This window comes from Curtobacterium sp. AC268 (genome assembly GCF_979258745.1).
Genome location: NZ_OZ409878.1, coordinates 518368 through 541539 on the forward strand (window position 1 = coordinate 518368; position 23172 = coordinate 541539).

The window sequence follows — 23172 nt, forward strand, 5'->3', positions numbered from 1 at the left end:
CGTGCCTCCAGTCAGACCGCCGCGTAGGCGACGATGCCGCGGCGAACCGCGTCCGTCGCCCGTCGGGCGGTCTGGGCGAGCTCGTCGTCGCCGGCGTTCCGGATCTGGTCGAGCAGGTCGATGACCTGCTTCGACCAGCGCACGAAGTCGCCGGCCGGCAGGTCGAGGGTGCGGAGGACGTCGTCGAGGGCCGAGCCCGAGGCCCAGCGGAACATGCCGACCGCCATCGCCGGGGTCGGCGGCTGTGAACCGGCCAGACGCGCGGCACGCTCGATGTCGTCGAGGCGCGACCAGATGGTCAGTGTCTCGTCGAGCGCGGGGCGGAACGCACCGCGGGGCAGGGCGTGCTCCGTGCCTGGTGCGTCCTCGCGGCGGGGCTGGTAGATGATCGTCGCGGCCATGGCGGCGAGCTGTGCCGGGGTGAGGTCCTTCCAGACCCCCGCCTCGAGGCACTCGGCGACGAGCAGGTCGCGGTCGCCGTAGATGCGCTGCAGGCGACGGCCCCCCGCGGCCACCGTGGCTTCGCCGTTGCCGGCGTCCACCAGGTAACCGAGCTCGAGCAGCACCTCGGTGACACGGTCGAACGTCGTGGCGACGGCGCCCGTGCGGGACCGGATCTGCTGGACGAGCTTGTCGTTGGCGCGCTTGAGCTTCCACCAGCGCTCGGACCAGCGGGCGTGCGCCTCGCGCTCCGGGCAGGCGTGGCAGGGGTGGCGCTGCAGCTGGCGGCGGACCGCCGTGATCGCGGCCTGGCGTTCCTGGCGGGCGCCGTGCGACGCCTCGCGACCGCCGGGCACGTTCGTGCGCTCGAGGTCGGAGAGTTCACGGCGGAGCGCCGAGTACTCGGTGAAGTCGCCGAGGTGGCACTGCATCGCCTCGCGGTAGCCGTCGAGGGACTCCTGCTGCGAGCGGACCTTGCGGGCGAGGTCGACCACCGACCGGTCGGCCTGGAACTGGGCGAACGACGTCTCGAGGACCTCGCGCGTGCGCTGCCGGCCGAACTGGTCGATCAGGTTGACGGCCATGTTGTAGGTCGGCTTGAACGACGAGTTGAGCGGGTACGTGCGCCGGCTGGCCAGCGACGCGACGGCCTGCGGGTCGAGCCCGTCGGTCCACTGGATGACCGAGTGCCCCTCGACGTCGATGCCACGACGACCGGCACGACCGGTGAGCTGCGTGTACTCCCCCGGGGTGATCGGCACACGGGCTTCGCCGTTGAACTTCTCGAGCTTCTCGAGCACGACGGTGCGCGCCGGCATGTTCACGCCGAGTGCCAGGGTCTCGGTGGCGAACACGACCTTGAGGAGCTTGCGCTGGAAGAGGTTCTCGACGACCTCCTTGAAGGCGGGGAGCAGGCCGGCGTGGTGCGCCGCGACCCCGCGCTCGAGCCCTTCGAGCCACTCCCAGTAGCCGAGGACGGCCAGGTCTTCGTCGAGCAGGGTGCGGCAGTGGTACTCCGCCGTCTCGCGGATCTCGTTGCGCTCCTGCACCGTCGTCAGGGACAAACCCGAGCGCAGGACGTTTCGGACACCCTGGTCGCAGCCGTTGCGGCTGAACACGAAGAAGATCGCGGGCAGGAGCATCCGCTCGTCGAGCATGTGCGCGATCTGTTCGCGGTGCACCTTCTCGGTGCGGGGCCCGCGACGCTCGGGGTAGCCACCACGACCGCGCCGACCGCGGTGGCCGCCACCGTTCCGCTCGCTCCGGGAACCGCCGCCGACCATGCGGAGCAGTTCCGGGTTCACGCGGTTCGTCGCCGCGGCACCGCTCGAGTCGAACAGGTCGACCATCTTCGAACCGACCAGGACGTGCTGCTCGAGCGGCACCGGGCGGTCTTCGGAGACGATGACGTCCGTGTCGCCGCGGACGGTCTGCAGCCAGTCGCCGAACTCCTCGGCGTTGGACACCGTCGCGCTGAGCGAGACCAGGCGGACCTCGGTCGGGAGGTGCAGGATGACCTCTTCCCACACGGCCCCGCGGAACCGGTCGGCGAGGTAGTGCACCTCGTCGAGGACCACCCAGGCGAGGTCGTCGAGCAGGTCCGAGTCGGCGTAGATCATGTTCCGGAGCACCTCGGTCGTCATCACGACGACGCGGGCTCGGGGGTTCACGTTCGTGTCACCGGTGAGCAGCCCGACCTCGGACTCACCGTAGACGTCGACGAGCTCGGCGTACTTCTGGTTGCTGAGCGCCTTCATCGGCGTCGTGTAGAAGACCTTCGCCGTCGGCTGGCGCATGGCGAGCCAGATGGCGAACTCGGCCACGATGGTCTTGCCGGCGCCGGTCGGGGCAGCGACCAGGACGCTGCGGCCCTGGTCGAGCGAGTCGCATGCGGCGAACTGGAACGGGTCGAGGTCGAACCGCAGGTCTGTCCGGAAGAGCTCGAGGTTGCGCGACCGGTTGCGCACCTTGGCCGCGGCGAACCGCTCGGCCGCACTCGTGCCGCTCACAGGCCGTACTCCTCGTCGAGCTTCGCCTGGCGCTTGGCCACACGGCGGTCGTGGAGCCACGCGATGAAGCAGGCCGCGATGTAGAGCACCACCATCGGGACGGCGAGCAGGAACATCGAGATGACGTCGGCGCTCGGGGTGACGATGGCGCAGAACACCAGGATGCAGAGGATCGCGACGCGCCAGCTCTTGATGATCGCGGACGCCGACAGCACGCCGACGAAGTTCAGCAGCACGAGGAAGACCGGCAGCACGAAGGCGATGCCCACCGCGACGATGAGCTTGATGACGAAGTCGTAGTACGCCTTCGCATCGACGATCGAAGTGTCCTGGCTCGACACGAAGCTGCCGAGGATGCCGACCACGTGCGGCAGGATGTACCACCCGAAGTAGCACCCGGCGAAGAACAGCGGGATCGCGGTGCCGAGGAAGCCCCAGACGTACTGCCGCTCGCGCCGGACGAGCGCGGGGACGATGAACGCCCAGATCTGGTAGAGCCAGACGGGGCTGGCGATGACGATGCCGATGGTGATCGCGATCTGCAGCTTGAGGTCGAACGCCCCGGTGATCATCGGGAAGTTCAGCTCGGCCGTGTGACCGCCGACCTTGGCGAGCTCGGTCACCGGTGCCCGCAGCGAGTCGAGCACCCACGGGGTGAGGAACCAGCCGCCGACCGCACCGACGACGATCGCCACGACTGCGCGGAAGAGCCGGTTGCGCAGCTCGATGAGGTGCTGCCCGAGCGACATGCGGCCTTCGGCGTCGGTCTTCTGGCGCCCCTGCCGCTTCGCTCGCCCGCGCGCGGTCGTCGAAGCCATGTGCTCGATCTTACGGGGTCGGGACCGACAGTCCGCCGGGGGTCGGCACGGTCGCGTGGCGGGTGGGCGGGGCGGGCCGGCGCGGGAGTACCTGGCGAGATCGGGAGTACCTGGCGAGATCGGGCGTACCTGGTCGGATCAACACACCAGGTACGCCCGGAACGACCAGGTACCCGAAGTCCACCTTGCGAGGTCGGGCGTACCAGGCGGGATCGGGCATACCTGGCTTGATCGGGCATACGTGGTCGGAGCAACACACCAGGGACGCCCGGAATCACCAGGTACCCGAAGTCAACCGTGCGGGATCGGGCGTACCTGGCGAGATCGGGCATACCTCGTCGGATCAACACACCAGGGACGCCCCGAACGACCAGGTGCACGAAGTCCACCGTGCATGATCGGGCGTACCTGGTCGGAACGTGCAGCGCTCGAACAGGCCGCAGCGGCAGACCTCAGCCCGCGGCGAGGGCCGCGGCCGCGAAGTCGCGCACGGCGTCACGGGCCGCGGGCGGATCGAGCACCACGGCACGACCGGGCAACCCGGCGACGAGCCTGACCACGCCGTCGAACCCGTGCGACGCCGCGAGCCGGATGCGCACACGACCCTCACCATCGGGCGCGTCGGCGGTGTCGGACAGGAAGTCGGCGACCAGGGGCAGCGACGTCGAGTCGAGTTCCACCGTGACGATGACGTCGTCGGCGGCCTGCTGGAACAGCGTGTCCGGGATCACGACCTGGTCGATGGTCTTCTCGGCCGGGCGGTCGTCGACACGGGCCTCCGACATCCGGTCGAGCCGGAACGTCCGGAGCGCCTGCCGGTCGAGGTCCCACGCGCGCAGGTACCAGTCGGTGTCGATGGACTCGACCCGGAGCGGATCGACCCGTCGGGTGCCGCCCTGGGTCCGCGGTCCGGCGTACTCGAAGACCAGGCCGCGGCCGTCGGACATCGCCCGGCGGATGGTGGCGAGGGCGACGTCGTGCAGGTCCTGCCCGACGGCGACGGTCGACGCCGCTCCCCCGGCACCGCGGGACAGCTTGGCCATGAGGGCGCGGATGGCGTCACGGTCGGCGGCCTCGGGCAGCGCGGACAGGTACTGCAGGCCCGCGATGAGCGCCGACGCTTCACGAGCCGACAGGCGCGGTGAGTCGTCGATCGCCACCAGGTTGGTCAGCACGATCATGTCGTTCTGGTCGAAGTCGTCCCACGCGATGTCGAACAGGTCGCCGTGCTGGTACTGCATCGTCTCGCCGGGCACCCCGGACACCGCGATGAGTTCGACGGCGCGCCGGATGCGTGCCTCGGGCACACCGAAGTGCCGTGCGGCCTCGGCCACCGAGACCCGCTCGCGGTCGATCAGGTACGGCACCAGGGCGAGCAGGAACGCGAGCTTGTCCTGCGCCTGCAGGGGTTGGGCATCAGCCACGAACGGGGTCCTCTCCGGGGGCTGCGGCACGATCGTCATCGGTGTGGTCGCGCACGAGTGCACGGAGGCGCTCGTCGACCCGTGCCCGCAGGTCGTCGGGCTCGAGCACCCGGACCTCGGGCCCGAAGGCGGCGAGTTCCTCGGCGAGGATCTGCGGGTCGACGTGGTGCAGCACGAGCGCGCCGTCGGCGTCGGTCTCGGTGTCGCGGCGACGGGTCAGTCGGCGTTCGGCGTCGGAACCCGGCGTCACGGCGATGCGCGCGGTGCGCTCGGCCCAGATCCGCTCGAGCTCAGCGAGGGTGCGCTCTCCCGCGCCGACGGGAGCGGTGTGCTGCCCGACCTCGTACTGGGTGACGGGTCCGACGATGCGGGCCAGGAGGTAGTTCTTGTCCGAGTCCGTCGCGAACTCGTGGGCGGCGAGCATCCACCGACCGCCGTGCTGCACCAGGGCGAGTGGAGCCACGTCGCGCCGACGGGCGTCGTGCTGCCCCGGCGTGATGTAGTCGAAGCGCACGGCTGCACCGCGGTCGAGCGCGGAACGGAGCGGCTCGAACGAGGCATCACGGGCGCGGAGGCGCGGGGCGTACGCGTCGACCCCGAGCTGCAGCGCACCGTCGTCGTCCTCGGCACCGGCCGAGCGGACCTTCAGCAGACCGCGGCGGGAGTCGGCGGACAGTGCTCCTTCGCGCCAGGCCATCGCGGCCAGGGAGAGCAACGCGGATTCGTCCGGGCTGAAGCGGACGTCGACGGGCAGGTCGTACTCGCCCTTCGGGATCCGGTACCGGAGCGTCTGGTTGTTGCCCGCGGCACCCGGGGTCTCGATGGTCTCGAGGGGGATGCCGAGCTCGCGGACATCGTCCTTGTCGCGTTCGAACTGGCGCTCGAGCGAGGCGTTGTCGCCACCGGTCGAGAACCGCTGCCGGTACCCCTGCACGTTGGCCAGGATCTCGGCCTTGGTCAGCCCGGACTCCGTCGAGAGCAGCGCGAGCACGAGGCTGAACAGCCGCTCCTCGGCGGGCACACGGGGCACACGGGTCGCTGGCACGAGCCGATCCTACGGCAGCGCGGGTGCACCGGAGTGCACCCGCGCCGCGGTCCGTGGACGGTCGGACGGGGTCAGTTCGAGATCGCCCCGAGGACGTCGATCACGTACGCGTACGCGGTCCCCTGCTGGTTGACGATGGCCAGGACCTGGTCGCCGACGTGGTGCCCGACGATCGCGGTCCGGACGCCCTCGTCGACCTGGCCCTTGGTGAGCGGGATGGCCTGCGCGCCGGAACCGTCGGTCCAGCTGGAGCCGGCGACGGACGGGTCGGCACCCCAGGTGACGGCGGTGTACTTGATGACCGCGGTGTCCTTCGCGGTGAGCTCGCGCCCGTCGCCCTTGCGGAGCAGGTGCGTCTCGTTCGACTTCGGGGCGCTCCACGACGGGATCGTGATGCCGGGGGCGCCGGACGGTGCGAGCACCACGGCCGGCATCTTGTCGCCGGCGAGCTGCGGGGTGCCGGTGGCGCGGGCGTCGAACGCGCGCTTGACGTCGATCACGGCGATCACGGCGTCCTCGGTCTTCTTCGACGAGGAACTGGCACCGGTGCCGCTGGTGCTGCTCAGGGCGCTCTTCGGCAGGGCCACCGCCAGGCGGTCGCCGACGCGGGCGCACTGCAGCGAGGCACCGAGGGCCCCGTAGTTGCTCGCACCGGCGGTGATCGGTGCCGTCTGGCCCGAGTAGCCGCTCGTCTGGGCGACCTCGCCCGTGGAGCCGTCGACCAAGGTGTACTCGACCAGGACGGGGGTGCCGTCGTCGATCGTGCGACCGGAGCCCTGCTTCAGCACGGACACCTGGGTGCCCTTGGTGGTCAGGCCCTTCGGCACGTTGACCTTCGGCTCCGAGCCGAACTTGCCGGTGGCGGTCACCGCTTCGGACGCGGCGCCGGGAGCGGCACAGCTCGAGGGCGTGGTGCCGGCACCGTTCGAGGCGCAGGCGGTGAGCGACACCGCGAGACCGATGGTGACCAGGAGTGCGGGGATGGTGCGCACGGACCCTCTTTCCGTTCGATGCAGGACGGGCACGCCGTCAGCCTACCGTTCGTCCTCGACGGCCCCGGACGGAGCCGCAGCGGTGCCGGACGGCGCCGCAGTAGCGCCCGACGGAGCCTCGGCAGCCCCGGACGGCGCCGCAGCACCATCCACCGCCGACGACGCCTCGGCCGCCGCGACCTTGCGCGCCTGCGCCGCCGACTGCCGGGCCACCTTGCGGAGCTTCTTGTCGCTCGTCGCCCGCTCGCCCACGGCGCCGGGGGTCCAGGCCTCGATGTCCTCGTCCGAGAACTCCGCCTTGCCCGCGCGGCGCTTCAGGTTCGGCAGCACCGTCCCGTCGGCCAGACGTCGTGCCGTGATGAGGAACCCGGTGTGCCCGACCATGCGGTGGTCCGGGCGGACGGCGAGGCCCTCGACGTGCCAGGTGCGCACCAGGGTCTCGCTCGGCATCGGGTCGGTGAAGCGTCCGGTGTCGCGGAGGGCCTCGGCCGTGCGGGACAGCTGCGTGACGGTCGCGACGTAGCAGACGATGAGTCCGCCGGGCACGAGTGCGTCGGCGGCGGCGTCCACGCACTCCCACGGCGCGAGCATGTCGAGCACGACGCGGTCGACGCTCTGCGGCTCGGTCGCGTCGGGCAGCGACTCGACCAGGTCACCGACGGTGACGGACCAGTTGTCCGGGACGGCGCCGAGGAAGGTGCCGACGTTGCCCTTGGCGATCGCCGCGAACTCCTCGCGGCGCTCGAACGACTGCAGCTGCCCGGTCGGGCCGATGGCGCGGAGCAGGAACAGCGACAGCGCCCCCGAGCCGACGCCGGCCTCGACCACACGGGCCCCGGGGAAGACGTCCGCGAAGGCCACGATCTGTGCCGCGTCCTTCGGGTAGACGATCGCGGCGCCACGCGGCATCGACATCACGTAGTCGTTGAGCAGCGGGCGGAGTGCGAGGTACTCGTCACCGGTGCTCGCCCGGATGACCGAGCCGTCGGGCTGCCCGATGACGTCGTCGTGCCGGAGCACCCCGCGGTGCGTGTGGTACTCACCCGCGGTCTCGAGCGACAGCGTCGTGAGCTTGCCCTTCGGACCGGTCAGCTGCACGCGGTCGCCGGCCCGGAACGGGCCGCGCGGTGGCGTGTGCGGTGCACCGCCCGCGGTGTGCGGGAGCGCTGCGGTCGGGTCCGCGGTCGGACTGGAGGCGCTGCTCGCGTCCGCCTCGTCGCGTGCGTCGTCGGTGTGGCTCATCGGGTGACCCCTTCGGTGTCCGCAGCGTGCGCCGGGTCCGGCACCGCGCCTCCAGCCCGTGCGGCCAGTGCCGGCGTCGTCAACTCGACCAGACGGTCGACGTCGACCCCCGCCAGGGTGGTCAGGTGCACGTCGCCGCCGGCGATCTCGGAGAGCGGGACGATGTGCTCGACGGCGACCGTGACGGCGCCGGACGCGACGGCCGACGCGACGCCGGTGGCGGAGTCCTCGATCGCGACGCACGCGGTGGGCTCGACGCCGAGCTGCGCGGCGGCGGACAGGTACGCGTCCGGGAACGGCTTCGGGCGGTCGACGTCGTCGCCGGCCACGACGACGCGGAAGCCGCGCTCACCCAGGGCCTCGGCGGCGACGAGCGCCATCTTGCGACGGGACATCGTGACCAGGGCGGTCGGGATGCCGCGGGCGTGGAGCTCCTCGACGAGTTCACGGGCACCGGGCCGCCACGGCAGTTCACCGGCGCGCAGGTGCTCCATCACGTAGTCGGTCATCCACTGGATGATCTCCTCGATCTCCATGTCGACGCCCTTGGCGCGCAGGAGCTCACCGGAGCGCTCGAGACCGCTGCCCACCAGGGACAGTCCGTCCTCGTGGGTCCACTCGGCGCCGTAGCGGTTCGTCAGGTCGACCTGGGACCGCTGCCAGATCGGCTCGGTGTCGATGATCGTGCCGTCCATGTCCCACAGCACGGCTGCGGGCGGGACGAGGGCAGGAGGTTGCGCGGTCACGGGCGACGAGTCTACCGGGGCCGTTCCGCTGGGCGCGGACGCGCGCGTGCGCCGACACCCCCTGGGCCTACAGTGGATGCCTGAATCGTGTCCGGCCGGGGGCATCGCCCCCGCCCCGCTCCGCTCCACCACCAGGAGGTCCGCTCCGTGCCACAGCACTCCCCCTTCAGCGACGGTCGTTTGCTCGTCGTCGCCTTCGAGGGCTGGAACGACGCCGGCGAGGCCGCGAGCGGTCTGGCGCGTCGCATCGTCGAGTCGCTCGGGCTCGACGAGCTGCGCGAACTCGACGGTGAGCGGTACGTCGACTACCAGTTCAACCGGCCCACCGTCGGCACCGACGACAACGGCGACCGCGGCGTGCAGTGGCCCCGGATCGTGCTGCACGGCCCCGGTGCCGAGGGGCGTCCGGTCATCGGCGCCACCGGCTCCCCCACCGACCGTGACGTCTTCGTCCTCGTCGGCCCGGAACCCTCGCGCACCTGGCGGGGCTTCTGCTCGGAGATCATCGACCTGGCGGACGTCTACTCGATCGACGCCGTCGTCTTCGTCGGCGCCATGCTCGCCGACGTCCCGCACACCCGACCGATCTCGGTCTTCGTGTCGAGCGAGAACGCCGGGGTCCGTGCCGCGTTCGACGTCGACAAGTCCTCGTACGAGGGCCCGACCGGCATCCTCGGGGTCCTCGCCGACGCGATGGACAAGGCCGGGCTGACCACGCTGTCCCTGTGGGCCTCGGTGCCGCACTACGTGCACAACTCACCCTCGCCGAAGGCCACGCTGTCGCTGCTCGACAAGATCGAGGAGCTCACGGACGTCACGGTGCCGCGCGGGTCACTGCTCGACGACGCCACCGAGTGGGAAGAGGGCATCGACGCCCTCGCCGCCGACGACGAGGACATGGCGTCCTACATCGGGCAGCTCGAGCAGGCACGCGACACGGTCGACTCCCCCGAGGCCTCGGGCGACGCCATCGCGCAGGAGTTCGAGCAGTACCTCCGTCGCCGTGAGCGCAAGGACGGCAAGGACGGCGGTACCGCCGGTGGCGAAGGGCCGTGGCGGCCCCAGCAGTAGCCGTCACCCGCTGACGGACGGGAGGCGCGGTGCCAGCTGGCACCGCGCCTCCCGTCCGTGCGGGGGGGCGGTCACAACACCCCGCTCACCTCCGGCGAGTGGTCGCGAACTGTCGGCTGCGGCCCAGTTCCTGACCCCTCGGCCGCACGCACACGACGCGTCGCGACCACTCCGCGGACGGTCACAGCACCGGCTCGACGGCCGGTGGGCCGAGGTCAGGCCAGGCGGATGCCGAGCAGCGCGTCGATCAGGTCGAGGAGCTCCGCCGTGCACGCCGTACCGCCCGCGATCGCCGTGTCGACGGCGGCGACGGCACCGGGGGTGTCGAGGTCGTCGGAGACCCGCGCGCGGATGCGCGCCGCGACATCCGCTGCGTCGTCGGCGTGCCCTGCGGAGGCTCCCGAGGCCCAGGCGTCCCAGCCGGCGAGCCGTGTCTGGGCACTCGTCAGCTCGGTGTCGAACCACTCCCAGTCGTCGGAGTACTTGTGCGAAAGCAGAGCGAGCCGGATGGCACGGGGGTCGGCGCCGTCGTCGAGCAGTCCGCGCACGGTGACGAGGTTGCCGAGCGACTTCGAGATCTTCGTCCCCTGGTAGGCGATCATCCCGGTGTGCACGAAGGCGTTCGCGAGGGGCTGTTGCGCGAGGGCAGCTGCGTGCCCGGCGCTCATCTCGTGGTGCGGGAAGACGAGGTCGCTCCCGCCGCCCTGCACGCTGATCGGCAGCCCGAGTCGGTCACCGGCGATGACGCTGCACTCGATGTGCCAGCCGGGGCGACCGGGGCCGATCTCGGTGTCCCAGGCTGGTTCGCCGTCGCGCGCGGCGCGCCACAGCAGGGGGTCGAGCGGATCCCGCTTGCCCGGACGTTCCGGGTCGCCGCCGCGTTCGGCAGCGAGGGCGAGCATCGTCTCGCGGTCCAGGCCGCTCTCGTCACCGAGGGTCCACGCGTCGGTGGGTCGGTTCACGTCGAAGTACAGGTCGTCGCCCTCGGCGCCGTCCGTCGGGACCTCGTACGCGTAGCCGGACTCCTGCAGGAACGAGACCGCCTCGGCGACGCGCTCGACCTCGTCGGTGACGGCCACGAAGTCGTCCGGCGGCAGGATCCGCAGTGACTCCATGTCGCGGCGGAACAGGTCGACCTGCTCAGCCGCCAGGGCACGCCAGTCGACGCCGTCGCGGGCTGCACGCTCCAGCAGCGGGTCGTCCACGTCGGTGACGTTCTGCGCGTACTCGATGTCGAGCCCCGCGTCACGCCAGGCGCGGCCGAGCGTGTCGAACGCCAGGTAGGTCGCCGCGTGGCCGAGGTGCGTGGCGTCGTACGGCGTGATGCCGCAGACGTACAGCGCAGCACGGTCCTCATCGCGGGCGGGGTCCACCGGCTTGCCCGTTGCGGTGTCGTGGACGACCGGTCGGGGCGCGGCGCCGGGGACGTCGGGGACGGATGGGGCCTGCCAGGCCCTCACGGCTGGATCACTCCGAGCGACAACAACACGATGAGCACGATACCGAGTGCGATCCGGTAGACGACGAAGGGCATGAAGCTGCGCTTGCTGATGTAGTTCATGAACGCCGCGATCACGACGAACCCGACCACGAAGGCGACGACGGTGGCGATGAGCGTGTCGGCGAGTCCGAACGGCGAACCGTGGTCGCCGAGGCTCGTCGCGGCCTCGTAGAACCCGGACAGGAACACCGCCGGGATCGCCAACAGGAACGCGAAGCGCGCAGCGGCGGGTCGGGTGTACCCGAGGGCGAGACCCATCGACACGGTCGCACCGGAACGGGACACACCGGGTACCAGGGCGAGCATCTGCGCGAGACCGATGAGCAGACCACCGCGGAACGTCATCTGCTCGATGCGCCGCTCCTTGCGGCCGACCCGGTCGAGCACCCCGAGCACGACACCGAACACGATGAGGACGATCGCGACGATCCAGAGGGACCGGAACGTGGTCTCGATCGAGTCCTTGAGCAGCAGCCCGGCGACCCCGATCGGGATCGTGCCGAGGATCACCAGCCAGCCGAGGCGGACGTCGGGGTCGCCCTTCGGCACGTCACGCTTGACCACCGATCGGAACCACCGCCCGATGATCCGGGTGATGTCCTTCCAGAAGTAGATGAGCACCGCGGTCTCGGTGCCGAGCTGCGTCACGGCGGTGAAGGCCGCTCCGGGGTCCTTCGCGTCGGGCAGGAAGAGCCCCACGATGCGCAGGTGCGCGCTGGAGGACACCGGCAGGAACTCGGTGAGCCCCTGGACGAAGCCGAGGAAGATCGCCTCGAGGATGTGCATCGCACGGGCCTTTCAGGGGGGAGGTCGGTCAGGGCACCGCCACGACGGCGACCATGAACAATATCAGTACGTGGCGAGCAGGTCGGCCAGCACCCGCCGACCGAACGCCAGCGAGTCGAGCGGCACCCGCTCGTCCACGCCGTGGAACATCGCGGGGAAGTCGACACCGGCCGGCAGCTGGAGCGGCACGAACCCGTACCCCGCGATGCCGAGCGTCGAGAGCGCCTTGTTGTCGGTGCCGCCGGACAGCAGGTACGGCAGGACCGGGGCGCCCGGGTCGTGCCGGCCGAGGACGTCGCGGACGGCGTCGACCAGTGGGCCGCCGAAGTCCTGCTCGAGGCCGATGTCGCGGAACGACATGACCACCTCGACGTCGGGCCCGGCGAGCTCCCGCACCCGTTCGAGCACGGTCTCCTCGTCACCCGGCAGGCAGCGGATGTCGACCAGGGCCTCGGCGGTGTCCGGGATCACGTTGTGCTTGTAGCCGGCGGTCAGCACCGTCGGGTTCGACGTGGTGTGCAGCGCGGCGTGGATGAACCGCGACGCCGAGCCGGTGGCCAGGGCGACCTCGTCCGGGCCGGTGACCGTCGGGTCGACCCCGAGGAACCGCGCCACCTCGGCGACCATCGCGTCCGTCGTGGCCGAGAGCCGGACGGGCCACTCCTCGCTGCCGATCCGGGCGACCGCCGCCGCGAGCTTCGTGACGGCGTTGTCACGGATCACGTGCGAGCCGTGGGCGGCGGTGCCGCGCGCGATCAGCTTCACCCACATGAGCGCCTTCTCGCCGGTCTGCAGCAGGTAGGCGCGACGGTCACCGAGCGTGATCGAGTACCCGCCGACCTCGCTGATCGCCGCCGACGCCCCCGCGAAGACCTCGGGGTGCTGGTCGACCACGTGGTGGGACCCCAGGACTCCCCCGGCCTCTTCGTCGGCGAAGTACGCGATCACCAGGTCACGCTCCGGCGCACCGTGCTGTTCGATGACGTCGGCCAGCGACGTGAGCATCATCGCGTCCATGTTCTTCATGTCGACGGCGCCCCGACCCCACAGCGATCCGTCCTTCACGACACCGCCGAACGGGTCGACCGACCAGTTCGCCGGGTCGGCCGGCACGACGTCGAGGTGCCCGTGCACCACGAGCGCCGGCTTGTCACGGTTCCGACCGGGCACCCGCGCCACGACGCTCACCCGGTCCGGCTCGGACTCGAACAACTGCGGCTCGAGACCCAGCGCGCGGAGCTTGTCCTCGACGTAGTGGGCCGCCTCGGTCTCCCCACGGGACTTCCCCTCGCCCCAGTTCGTCGTGTCGATGCGGATGAGGTCGCGGGCGATCGCCGCGGTGGCCTCGAGCTCGGGCACGGACTGCGGCTCGGAGGGCTCCGGGTTCGTCATGGCTCCACGGTATCGGTCAGCACCGACCCCGTCGCCGAGGCCGGACACACAGGACTCGCCCGGGATGCGCGACCGTGTTCATCGCGCGTTCAGACCCGTGCTAGTGTCTTCTCTCGGCAGGAACGCCGGGTTCAACCCGGGAAACAGACACCAGACACCCTGTCCGGGTGGCGGAATTGGTAGACGCGCTAGCTTGAGGTGCTAGTGCCCGTATTAGGGCGTAGGGGTTCAAGTCCCCTCTCGGACACAGGAAATGCATGCCCCCTGACCTTTCGGTCGGGGGGCATTTTCTGTTGTGTCTTCCCGGCGAGTGCCGCCATCGCTGCGCTCAGGGCGTCACCGCCTCTGGGGCGCCACTTCGCTGCGCTCAGGGCGACCACGTGCCACTTCGCTGCGCTCAGGGCGATCAGGACCGGGGCAGGTGGGGGCGGTGGACGCGGGACGTGCGGACTGGAGGCGCGGGGCGGGGCCGCAACGCGCCTCCAGGCCGGAACGTGCGCACGTCACGGGCCGGTGCCACGTTGCGCACTCCGTGTGGCGGAACAAGGTCGCACCGAGTGGGCAACGCCGCCCCATGGTGCAAGCCCGGCGGCGCGCGCGGTCAGCGCGAGCGGCGCACCCGCCGCACCACCAGCACCACGGCACCGAGCGCGGCGAGCCAGCCCCAGTTCGCGACCACCGGGTCGAGCACCTGGTGCCGCCAGTCGGACCGACTCGACCCCAGGCGCGACGCAACGGGGTGGTTCCCACGCTCCGCCGCGACGCCGGTCTCGCTGATCACCCGGTCCGGCCGACCCCGGAGCGCATCGGTCACCCGGTGCGTCGCGACGTCCAGGCGGTCCCCGACGACGAGCAGCATCCAGTGCGCCAGCCGGCCCTCGCTGAACCTCGCGTACGCCAGGCGCCGCACCGCTCCCGGCACCCCTCGGAGCGGCTGCGCGGTGCCGAACACCGGCGTGACGTGGGCGTGCTCGATCGAGCGCTCCCGGCCGTGCGCACCGTCCTGCTGCGGCGGGAGGTCCCAGTGAGCTCCGGTGGCCGAACCGGCCTCGCGCGAGAGCTTCGGGACGGACGGCCGGTCCGCCGGGGCGAGGTCGCTCCCCCACCCCGGGATGCGGGCACGGAGCTCCTCGGCGGACGGCACCCGTCGGGGCGGATCGGCGATGTACGGGGTGTGGTCGGACATGTCGGGCCTCCTCACGGCACGACGACGGTCTTGATGCAACCGTCGAGCTTGGACGAGAACAGGTGGTAGCCCTCGGCGATGTGCTCGAGGGGGATGCGGTGCGTGATGATGTCGCTGGGCTTGAAGTGCCCGGCCTGGATGTGCTCGAGCAACCGCGGCCACTGGCGCTTCACGTGCGCCTGGTTCGTGTGGATCGTGACGCCCTTGTTCATCGCGTCACCGAACTTCACCGTGCTCGGGATCGGCCCGTACGCACCGACCGCCGAGACCGTTCCGCCCTTGCGGACGCCGTCGATCGCCCAGTTGAGCGCCGTCGGGGACCCGCCCTGCAGCTTGAGCTTCGAGGCGGTGACCTGCTGGGTGAAGTTGCCGTCCGCCTCGGCTCCGACGGCGTCGATCACGCTGTCCGCCCCCAGGAAGTCGGTCTGCTTCTTCATCTCGAGCACGACGTCGTCGACCTCGGCGAAGTTGATCGTCTCGGCGTGTGCGAAGCTCCGGGCCTTCTCGAGCCGGTACTCGAGCTGGTCGACGACGATCACCCGGCCGGCTCCCATGAACCACGCCGACGCCGCGGAGAACAGTCCGACCGGCCCCGCACCGAGCACCACGACGGTGTCGCCCTCGCGGATCGACGCCAGCTGCGCCCCGAAGTACCCGGTGCTCAGTGCGTCCGTCATGAGGAGGGCGTCGTCGTCGTCGAGCCAGTCCGGGATCACCTGCGGTCCGACGTCGGCGAACGGCACCCGCACGCGCTCCGCCTGCCCGCCGTCGTACCCGCCGGTGGTGTGCGAGTACCCGTAGATCCCGCCGACCGCGGTCGCGTTCGGGTTCACGTTGTGGCAGTTCGCGAAGAGTCCGCGGGCGCAGAACCAGCACGTCCCGCAGAAGATGTTGAACGGGACCATCACGCGGTCCCCGACCGACAGGGTCTCGACGGACGAGCCGATCTGCTCGACGACCCCGATGAACTCGTGGCCGAACGTGTGCCCGACCCGGGTGTCGGGCATCATGCCGTGGTACAGGTGCAGGTCCGACCCGCAGATCGCCGCCCGTTCCACCCGGACGATCGCGTCGTTCGGGTGTTCGATCCGGGGGTCCGGTTTTTCCTCGACGCGGACCCGGTAGGGGCCGCGGTACGTCATGGCGCGCATGGACGCTCCTCTCGTTCGTCGCGTCCACGCTGGCGCGCACCACGTTGGAACGGACACAGGACCGCAGATGGCGGACAGGCGGTGGACGACCGCACAGACGGACGGGAGGCGCGGTGCCAGCTGGCACCGCGCCTCCCGTCCGATCTGTGGGTGCGTCTAGCTCTTGGACGCCTCGACGAAGTTGCGTCGCGGATCGGTTTCCTTGATGAGCGAGGTCGCGTCGCGACCCGACACCGCGCCGGTGATCCAGCCGATGATGATGCGGGCCTTCCGGTTCAGGGTCGGCATCGCGTACACGTGGTACGCGCGGTGCGCGAGCCACGCGAGCAGGTTGGTCATCTTGATGCCCTTGATGTTCGCGGCACCCTTGCCGACACCGTACGACGCGACGGTGCCGATGGAGGGGTGGCGGTACTCCTCGAGCGGCTTGCCGGTGATGGTCGCGACGATGTTGTCGGCGGCGACCACGGCCTGACGCACGGCGTTCTGCGCGTTCGGCGGGTAGAACGCCGGCTGCTTGTCGGCGGTCAGGTCGGGCACCTGCGCGACGTCACCGAGACCCCAGACGCCCTCGACGACCTGGTGGGTGTCCTCGGCCTCGACCTGGAGCTTCGCGTTCGCGGCGAGGTGGCCCTTCGGCCCGCGCGGCAGGTCGGAGGCGTCGAGGAGCGGGTTCGGCTTGACGCCCGCGGTCCAGACGAGCAGACCGGTGGCGAACTCGTCGCCGTCGGAGAACTTGACGACGCCGCCCTCGGCGCTCGGCATGGTGGTCTTCAGGCGGACGTCGATGCCACGGGCACGGAGCGACTCGAGGGTCCACTTGGACAGCTCGGGGCCGACCTCGGGCGCGACGCGGTCGAGGGCGTCGATGAGCACCCAGCGGGGCTGCTCGCCGGCGAGCGACGGGTAGGTCTTGATGGCGGCCTGCGACACGTCGAACAGCTCGCCGATCGCCTCGACGCCGGTGTAGCCACCGCCGACGAAGACGCTGGTCAGCAGACGGCGACGCTCGTCCTCGTCGCGGGTGGCAGCGGCCTTCGCGATGTTGTCGAGGAGCTTGGCGCGCACGTAGGCGGCCTCTTCGACGCTCTTGAAGCCGACGCCGTACTCCTCGAGCCCGGGGGTCGGGAAGGTGCGGGTGACGGAACCGAGGGCGACGACGAGGTGGTCGTAGCCGAGGGTGCGGTCGTCGCCGCCGGCGGTCGCGATCGAGACGGTCTTGTCGGCCGAGGAGATCGCGGTGACCTTGCCCTGGATCACCCGGGTCTTGCGCAGTGCACGGCGCAGCTCGACGGTGACGTCCTTCGGCGCGATGTGGCCACCGGCGACCTCGGGCAGGAACGGCAGGTACGTGTAGTAGGTGTTCTGGTCCACCAGGGTGATGCGCATGGGCACCGTGGCCGCGTGCTTCTGGAGCTGCTTGACCGTGGTGTAGCCAGCGGAGCCGCCGCCGAGGACGAGGACGTGAGGGATCGAGTCTGCCATTCCTCCGGTCTACCGGACTTTGGCTTGGCGCGTCATGAGTTCCGCGGCCTGTCGCGGAGCCGCCACCACGCGGTCTCGGCCAGTTCGGGCCCCGTGAACACCCCGTGCGGGGTGCGGCGGGACTCGGTGAGCGAGAAGCGGCGCAGTCGGTAGCCGCCGCCGAAGCGGTCGATGATCGCCTCGGGTGACGCCTCGGGGTCGCGCTTGACGTACCAGGTGCGGTCGTCGACCGGCTCGATCACGCCGCGGTCACCGTCGCCCGCCGATGCGGGAGCGCAGGATGTCGATGCGCTTCTGGATCTGCTCGATGCTCGCCTGCGCCACGGCCGGGCCACCGCTGATCCGCCGGAGTTCGGCGTGGATCGCACCGTGCGGTTCGTTCGAGTGCCGGGACCAGATCGACACGAGCCGGGCGAGCTCGGTGCGCTGCTCCTTGATCGTCATGTACATCGGGCGGTCGGGCTCGGGCGCCTTGGGCATGCCGTCCTTGGCCGTGCGGCCCTTGGAGCGCTTGGCCTGGGTCGCCTGCCGGGCGCGCAGGAGGTCGCGCACCTGGTCGGGTTCGAGCAGCCCGGGGATGCCGATGAAGTCGAGCTCCTCGAGGGAACCGACCTCGCCGCCGGTGCCGAACTCACCGCCGTCGTAGAGGACGCGGTCGAACGACGCCTGCGAGTCGAGCGCCTCGAACGGCTGGACCTCGAGCAGGCTCTCGGACGCGCGGTCTTCCTTGTTGGCCTCGGCGACCATCGCGTCTTCGGGGTTGTACATGCCGTCGTCGGCGTCCTTCGGCCGGTCGAGGGCGTGGTCGCGCTCGAGCTCGAGGGTGGCGGCGAGGGCCATCAGGCCGGGGACGCTCGGCAGGAAGACGCTCGCGGTCTCACCGCGACGACGGGCACGCACGAAACGTCCGATCACCTGGGCGAAGAACAGCGGCGTGCTCGCGCTCGTGGCGTACACGCCGACGCAGAGCCGTGGGACGTCGACGCCCTCGGAGACCATGCGGACGGCCACCATCCAGCGCGAGGTGTCCTCGGCGAACGCGCTGATGCGGCTCGACCCGGCGGCCTCGTCGGACAGCACCACGGTGGGACGCTCCCCCGTGATCTGCTGCAGGATCCGGGCGTAGGCGCGTGCCGTGGTGGTGTCGGTGGCGATGACCAGACCGCCGGCGTCGGGCACACCGCGACGGACCTCGGTCAGGCGCTTGTCGGCGGCGGAGAGCACGGCCGGCATCCACTCGCCCTCGGGTGACAGCGCGGTGCGCCAGGCCTGGGCCGTGATGTCCTTCGTGACCTGTTCGCCCAGGGAGGCCGACATCTCGTCGCCCATCCGGGTCTTCCAGCGCATCTGTCCGGCGTAGGCCATGAACAGCACCGGGCGGACGACGCCGTCCTTCAGGGCTCGGCCGTAGCCGTAGTTGTAGTCGGAGATCGAGGTGCGGATGCCCTGCTCGTCGGGGGCGTACTGCACGAACGGGATCGGTGCGGTGTCGGACCGGAACGGGGTCCCCGACAGCGAGAGCCGGCGGGTGGCGCCGGAGAACGCCTCTCTGATGCCGTCACCCCACGTCAGGGCGTCGCCACCGTGGTGGACCTCGTCGAGGACGACCAGGGTGCGGCCGCCCTCGGTGATGCGCTTGTGCACCTCGGGGTTCATGCCGACCTGGGCGTACGTGATCGCGACGCCCTGGTAGTGCCGGCCGAACATGCCGTCGCCGTTCTTGAACATCGGGTCGATCCGGATGCCCACGCGGTCGGCGGAGTCGGCCCACTGGCGCTTCAGGTGCTCGGTCGGGGCCACGACGACGATGCGGTCGACGGTGCCGCGGGCGAGGAGCTCGGTCGCCAATCGCAGCGCGAAGGTGGTCTTGCCGGCGCCGGGGGTCGCGGCCGTGAGGAAGTCGCGGGGTTCCTTCTCGAAGTACTTCGTGAGCGCTTCGATCTGCCAGGCGCGGAGCTTCGATGCCGTGCCCCAGGCAGCCCGGTCCGGGAACGCCGGCGACAGGTGCTGGACGGCCGAGTTGCCGGCCGCTTCGGCCAGGGCTGCGGCGTCGGCTTCGTCACGGGCCGCGTCACCCTGCGCCTGCGCCGTCTCGTGTGCCGGGGTTTGGTGTGCCGGGGTCTGATGTGCCTGGCTGCCGTCGTGCGTCGACGACGATCCGCCTGCGCCGGACTGGTCGTCACCCGACTCCGCCCACAGCGTGGCGGGCTGCTGGTCTTCGTACTCCGCTGCGCTCACTGAACCCGATTCTACCGCCACCGTCAGTCCTGCCGAGCGTGCGGGACGCCGCCGTCAGGGGTCCGGCGGACCAGGGATGCCGGTCGCAGCACGCCGGCGCCGAAGCGTGCGGCGACCGCGTCGACCGTGGTCTCGGTGTCACGCCACGGCGCGTCGTCGTCCCACAGGGCGTTGCTCGCGGCCGCGGGCACGAGGTTCTCGCCGCGCACCCCGATCAGCCGGATCTGGTTGCCCGGACGGTGCAGCACGTCGTACAGCTCGACGGCTTCGCGGTGCAGGCGCTTCGCGACGTCGGTGGGCTCCGCCAGGGTGCGCGACCGGGTCAGGGTGGTGAAGTCGGTGTAGCGGACCTTGAGTGCCACGGTCCGGGCCTGCACGTCGGCCTGGCGCAGGCGGACGGCGACCTTGTCGGCCAGGCGCAGGAGTTCGCGGGCGACGTCGTCGCGCTCGGTCAGGTCGCGGCCGAACGTGACCTCGTGCCCGATCGACTTCTCGCCGACGCCGGTGTCGACCACGCGGGGGTCGCGACCCCACGACAGGTCGTGCAGCCGCTGCCCGCCGGCCGGGCCGAGTGCCGACACCAGTGATCCGAGCGGGGTGTTCGCCAGGTCGCCGACCGTGCGGATGCCCCGGCGTTCGAGCGTCTCCTGCGTCTTGCCGCCGACGCCCCAGAGCGCGGACACCGGCTGCGGGTGCAGGAACGCCACGGTGTCGGCGGCGGGGACCACGAGCAGGCCGTCCGGCTTCGACCGGCTGGAGGCGAGCTTCGCGACGAACTTGGTCGACGCCGCGCCGACGGAGCAGTGCAGACCGGTCTCGGCGAGGACCGTGCGGCGGATGGCCTGGCCGATCTGCCACGGGGTGCCGTACAGCCGGAGGGCGCCGGCGACGTCGAGGAACGCCTCGTCGATGCCGAGGCGCTCGACCCGCGGGGTGAACCGGTCGAAGATCGCCATCACCGCGGCGGACTGCGCCCGGTACTTCTCGAAGTGCGGTTCGACGATGACGGCGTTCGGGCAGCGCCGCTTGGCGACGGCCATCGGCATCGCCGAGTTGACGCCGTAGCGACGCGCTTCGTAGGTGGCGGCGGTGACGACGGAGCGGTCGGAGTCGTGCCCGACGATGACCGGCAGGCCCACGAGGTCGGGGCGGTCGAGCAGTTCGACGGAGGCGAAGAAGGCGTCCATGTCGACGTGCAGCACGGTCGCCGAGACGTCGTCCACCGGTGCGTCGGAGACGAGGCGGTTCCGTCCGTCCTGCTTGCTCACACCGAGATGATGCCAGGCGCCGCCGACATCGCCGGACGGGGCGTGCTCACGGCCGCTCGGTGCGAGGTTCGTCCCGTCGTGCGCTGTTGCTCGCCCATCGCACCGTGCGCCCTTCGCAACTCGGTGCCGAGCTAGTTGCGCCGTGCGGCGACACAGGGCAGCACCGAGCGACCACGCTCGCACCGGCCGACGGACCCGGCACCTTGCGCCGCCACGCAATCGCCCACCGCACCGTGCGCCCTTCGCAACTCGGTGCCGAGTTAGTTGCGCCGTGCGGCGACACAGGGCAGCACCGAGCGACCACGCTCGCACCGGCCGACGGGCCCGGCACCGTGCGCCGCCACGCCAACCTCGCACCAGGCAGGCGGCAGGCGGCAAGCGCGCGCAGCGCTCAGCCGAGCGGGCCGAGCACCGACGCGGCGATCGTCCGCGCCGCGGAGTCCCGCGACGACGGGTGGTACTGCCCCGCCCGGACATCACGCGACAGCCGCGCCAGCTCGCTCGACGACCGGAAGGCCGAGCCGCCGACGACTCGCATGGCCTCGTCCACGACGTGCTGCGCGGTGTCCACGGCCCGGGCCTTCGTGCCGACGAGCAGCGGGAACCAGCGGGCACCGAGGTCGTCGAGCTCGTCGACCGACCGCGCCAGCGAGTCGACCTGCAGCGTGATCGCGTCGACCGCACCGCGCAGGTCGGCGATCGCCCGACGCACGTCGGGGTCCTGCGACCGCCTGGTTCCGTCGGCCACGGTGCGACCCGCCGCGGCGGCCGTCGCGAGCGTGATCGCCCGCTCCGCGACCCCGGCGTACACCGACGCGATGAGGAGCTCGAACGACGCGAAGATCCCGAACACGAGCGGGTCCTGGTTCGGCCCGACCGGCAGCGACCGGACGATGCGATCGGCGGGGACGTGCACACCGTGCAGCTTCGTGGTGCGGCTCTGCGTCGCGCGCATCCCGAGCGTGTCCCAGTCGTCCAGGTGCTCGACGTCGCCGTCGGACCGCAGGACGAACCCGTGCACGAGCCGTGGCTCCGGCCCCGAGGTGTCCTTGCCGAAGACGCTCATCACGTCCCACGCCGGTGCGAGGGACGTGGACACCTTCGTGCCGGTGAACCGGTACCCGCCGTCGCCGTCCGGCTCCGCCGTCGTCGACGAGTCGAACAGCACGGCGTCGTTGCCGGGTTCGCTCACCCCGAAGGCGAGCAGGTGGTCGTCCGCAGCGTGGTCGGTGACGGCCTGGAGGAACGACTCGCCTCGCGTACGGACGGCGCGGGCCGCCTGCACCCACACCTGGTGCATGCCGAGGCCGAGTGCCGTCGCCGGCGCGGCCTGGGCGAGGGCGCGCTGCACCCGCGCGGTGCCGCGGAGGCCGAGGCCCGCCCCGCCCTGCCCGACGGGGACACCGATCCGCAGGTAGCCGGCGGCGCGGAGCTCGTCGAGGTCCTCGGTGCAGAACGCGTTCGCGGCGTCGTAGCCGGGGGCGCGCTCGGCGATGCGGTCGAGCAGCTCGTCCGGCACCGACCAGCCGACGGCGTCCGTGTTGGCCTTCGTCATGCCACGAGACTAGGGTCCGGAACGTGTCAGATCGTCATCCTTGGACCAGGTACGTCGCGATCGGTGACTCGTTCACCGAGGGGATCGGGGATCCCGACCCCACCGTCCCGGGCGGCAACCGCGGCTGGGCGGACCGCGTCGCCGAGGTGCTCGCACACCAGACCGACGACTTCGCCTACGCGAACCTCGCGATCCGCGGGCGGCTGCTGCAGCAGATCATCGACGAGCAGGCCGAGGCCGCCGTCGCCCTGCACCCGGACCTCATCACGGTGTCCGCCGGCGGCAACGACATCATCCGCCCCGGCTCGGACCCGGACGAGCTCGCCGAGCGCGTGGACCGGCTCGTCGCCGACCTGCGACGCGACGGAGCCACCGTCGTGCTGTTCACCGGCCCGGACGTCGGGATGACCCCGGTGCTCGGCATGGTCCGCGGCAAGACGGCGATCTACAACGAGAACCTGCACGCCATCGCCCTGAAGCACGGCGCCCTGGTGGCGAACATGTGGGCACTCCGGGTGCTCCGGGACCCGCGGATGTGGGCTCCGGACCGCCTGCACCACTCCCCGATGGGCCACTCGACGATCGCCGCGGCGGTGCTCGACGCCCTCGGCGTGCCGCACGGGCTCGAACCGTTCAACCCGGACCCGCTCGAGGCTCGGCCGTGGCGCGAGGCCCGCGCCGAGGACCTCGGCTGGGCCAGGGAGTACCTGGTGCCGTGGGTGGTCCGGCGCATCAAGCACACCTCGTCCGGCGACGGGGTGTCGGCGAAGCGACCCGAGCTGCAGATCGTCACCGAGCACCCCTCCGACACCCCGTAGGAGC

19 protein-coding genes and 1 tRNA gene are annotated in these 23172 nt (G+C 71.2%); 3 read left to right on the forward strand and 17 right to left on the reverse strand.

The features are described 5' to 3' along the window. Positions 1-11: 11 nt before the first annotated feature. From ACZZ9K_RS02520 to ACZZ9K_RS02550, 7 genes are all read right to left on the reverse strand, one after another. On the reverse strand, positions 12-2450 hold the full coding sequence (locus tag ACZZ9K_RS02520) for a DEAD/DEAH box helicase (RefSeq protein WP_071244709.1): 2439 nt from the start codon (positions 2448-2450) through the stop codon (positions 12-14). Continuing rightward, positions 2447-3199 (reverse strand): twin-arginine translocase subunit TatC, encoded by a 753-nt coding sequence (gene tatC / locus ACZZ9K_RS02525; RefSeq protein WP_463444725.1) that lies wholly within the window; start codon positions 3197-3199, stop codon positions 2447-2449. The genes ACZZ9K_RS02520 and tatC overlap by 4 nt, the downstream gene beginning before the upstream one ends. Positions 3200-3720: 521 nt before the next feature. Further along, positions 3721-4692, reverse strand: coding sequence for a helix-turn-helix transcriptional regulator (locus ACZZ9K_RS02530; RefSeq protein ID WP_027465640.1), 972 nt, complete (start codon positions 4690-4692; stop codon positions 3721-3723). Next, entirely contained in the window at positions 4685-5737 is a 1053-nt protein-coding gene (locus ACZZ9K_RS02535; protein WP_138803364.1) for a helix-turn-helix transcriptional regulator, read from the reverse strand. The genes ACZZ9K_RS02530 and ACZZ9K_RS02535 overlap by 8 nt, the downstream gene beginning before the upstream one ends. Before the next feature lie 71 nt (positions 5738-5808). Further along, complete coding sequence (locus tag ACZZ9K_RS02540) at positions 5809-6729, reverse strand: FKBP-type peptidyl-prolyl cis-trans isomerase (RefSeq protein WP_138803365.1); 921 nt, start codon at positions 6727-6729, stop codon at positions 5809-5811. 42 nt (positions 6730-6771) lie between these two features. Next, positions 6772-7971 (reverse strand): tRNA (adenine-N1)-methyltransferase, encoded by a 1200-nt coding sequence (locus tag ACZZ9K_RS02545; RefSeq protein WP_463443268.1) that lies wholly within the window; start codon positions 7969-7971, stop codon positions 6772-6774. Beyond that, on the reverse strand, positions 7968-8717 hold the full coding sequence (locus ACZZ9K_RS02550; RefSeq protein ID WP_463443269.1) for an HAD family hydrolase: 750 nt from the start codon (positions 8715-8717) through the stop codon (positions 7968-7970). Before ACZZ9K_RS02550 ends, ACZZ9K_RS02545 begins: the two co-directional genes overlap by 4 nt. 147 nt (positions 8718-8864) lie before the next feature. Here ACZZ9K_RS02550 and ACZZ9K_RS02555 point away from each other — a divergent pair, with 147 nt between their 5' ends. After that, a complete protein-coding gene (locus ACZZ9K_RS02555) occupies positions 8865-9788 on the forward strand; it encodes a proteasome assembly chaperone family protein (protein ID WP_027465645.1) in 924 nt (307 codons plus the stop codon). Positions 9789-10003: 215 nt separating this feature from the next. Here ACZZ9K_RS02555 and mshC read toward each other — a convergent pair whose 3' ends face one another. The 3 genes from mshC to ACZZ9K_RS02570 all read right to left on the reverse strand — a co-directional run bounded on the left by mshC (position 10004) and on the right by ACZZ9K_RS02570 (position 13467). Next, positions 10004-11248, reverse strand: a complete 1245-nt coding sequence (gene mshC, locus ACZZ9K_RS02560; protein WP_463443270.1) for a cysteine--1-D-myo-inosityl 2-amino-2-deoxy-alpha-D-glucopyranoside ligase — start codon at positions 11246-11248, stop codon at positions 10004-10006. Next, positions 11245-12075 carry an undecaprenyl-diphosphate phosphatase gene (locus tag ACZZ9K_RS02565; RefSeq protein WP_027465647.1) on the reverse strand — a complete coding sequence of 277 codons (831 nt, stop codon included), beginning with the start codon at positions 12073-12075 and terminating at the stop codon, positions 11245-11247. Before ACZZ9K_RS02565 ends, mshC begins: the two co-directional genes overlap by 4 nt. Before the next feature lie 63 nt (positions 12076-12138). Further along, positions 12139-13467 carry a M20/M25/M40 family metallo-hydrolase gene (locus ACZZ9K_RS02570; protein WP_214526229.1) on the reverse strand — a complete coding sequence of 443 codons (1329 nt, stop codon included), beginning with the start codon at positions 13465-13467 and terminating at the stop codon, positions 12139-12141. A 161-nt stretch (positions 13468-13628) separates the two neighbouring features. On the opposite strand from ACZZ9K_RS02570, the gene ACZZ9K_RS02575 reads away from it, so the two are divergent. Further along, positions 13629-13714, forward strand: a tRNA-Leu gene (locus ACZZ9K_RS02575). A gap of 354 nt (positions 13715-14068) precedes the next feature. On the opposite strand, the gene ACZZ9K_RS02580 is transcribed toward ACZZ9K_RS02575, so the two are convergent. The 7 genes from ACZZ9K_RS02580 to ACZZ9K_RS02610 all read right to left on the reverse strand — a co-directional run bounded on the left by ACZZ9K_RS02580 (position 14069) and on the right by ACZZ9K_RS02610 (position 22350). Continuing rightward, positions 14069-14653 carry a hypothetical protein gene (locus ACZZ9K_RS02580; RefSeq protein ID WP_463443271.1) on the reverse strand — a complete coding sequence of 195 codons (585 nt, stop codon included), beginning with the start codon at positions 14651-14653 and terminating at the stop codon, positions 14069-14071. A gap of 11 nt (positions 14654-14664) precedes the next feature. Then, on the reverse strand, positions 14665-15804 hold the full coding sequence (locus ACZZ9K_RS02585) for a zinc-dependent alcohol dehydrogenase (protein WP_463443272.1): 1140 nt from the start codon (positions 15802-15804) through the stop codon (positions 14665-14667). A gap of 156 nt (positions 15805-15960) precedes the next feature. Continuing rightward, positions 15961-17289: an NAD(P)/FAD-dependent oxidoreductase gene (locus ACZZ9K_RS02590; RefSeq protein ID WP_027465651.1), complete on the reverse strand. Its 1329-nt coding sequence runs from the start codon at positions 17287-17289 to the stop codon at positions 15961-15963. Between the two features lie 32 nt (positions 17290-17321). Continuing rightward, positions 17322-17531 (reverse strand): hypothetical protein, encoded by a 210-nt coding sequence (locus tag ACZZ9K_RS02595; protein WP_017887301.1) that lies wholly within the window; start codon positions 17529-17531, stop codon positions 17322-17324. Positions 17532-17538: 7 nt separating this feature from the next. Beyond that, positions 17539-19329, reverse strand: coding sequence for a DEAD/DEAH box helicase (locus ACZZ9K_RS02600; RefSeq protein ID WP_027465652.1), 1791 nt, complete (start codon positions 19327-19329; stop codon positions 17539-17541). Positions 19330-19550: 221 nt separating this feature from the next. After that, entirely contained in the window at positions 19551-20795 is a 1245-nt protein-coding gene (dinB, locus tag ACZZ9K_RS02605) for a DNA polymerase IV (RefSeq protein ID WP_027465653.1), read from the reverse strand. 391 nt (positions 20796-21186) lie between these two features. Then, positions 21187-22350 (reverse strand): acyl-CoA dehydrogenase family protein, encoded by a 1164-nt coding sequence (locus ACZZ9K_RS02610; RefSeq protein ID WP_463443273.1) that lies wholly within the window; start codon positions 22348-22350, stop codon positions 21187-21189. A gap of 23 nt (positions 22351-22373) precedes the next feature. On the opposite strand from ACZZ9K_RS02610, the gene ACZZ9K_RS02615 reads away from it, so the two are divergent. Then, positions 22374-23168 (forward strand): SGNH/GDSL hydrolase family protein, encoded by a 795-nt coding sequence (locus ACZZ9K_RS02615; protein WP_259410845.1) that lies wholly within the window; start codon positions 22374-22376, stop codon positions 23166-23168. Positions 23169-23172 lie beyond the last annotated feature (4 nt).

Coding starts and splice junctions, on each gene's coding strand:
- ACZZ9K_RS02545 (WP_463443268.1), bottom strand. CDS start 7,971: ATGAGCCACACCGACGACGCACGCGACGAGGCGGACGCGAGCAGCGCC.
- tatC (WP_463444725.1), bottom strand. CDS start 3,199: ATGTCGCTCGGGCAGCACCTCATCGAGCTGCGCAACCGGCTCTTCCGC.
- ACZZ9K_RS02590 (WP_027465651.1), bottom strand. CDS start 17,289: ATGGCAGACTCGATCCCTCACGTCCTCGTCCTCGGCGGCGGCTCCGCT.
- ACZZ9K_RS02610 (WP_463443273.1), bottom strand. CDS start 22,350: ATGACGAAGGCCAACACGGACGCCGTCGGCTGGTCGGTGCCGGACGAG.
- ACZZ9K_RS02585 (WP_463443272.1), bottom strand. CDS start 15,804: ATGCGCGCCATGACGTACCGCGGCCCCTACCGGGTCCGCGTCGAGGAA.
- ACZZ9K_RS02580 (WP_463443271.1), bottom strand. CDS start 14,653: ATGTCCGACCACACCCCGTACATCGCCGATCCGCCCCGACGGGTGCCG.
- ACZZ9K_RS02570 (WP_214526229.1), bottom strand. CDS start 13,467: ATGACGAACCCGGAGCCCTCCGAGCCGCAGTCCGTGCCCGAGCTCGAG.
- ACZZ9K_RS02565 (WP_027465647.1), bottom strand. CDS start 12,075: ATGCACATCCTCGAGGCGATCTTCCTCGGCTTCGTCCAGGGGCTCACC.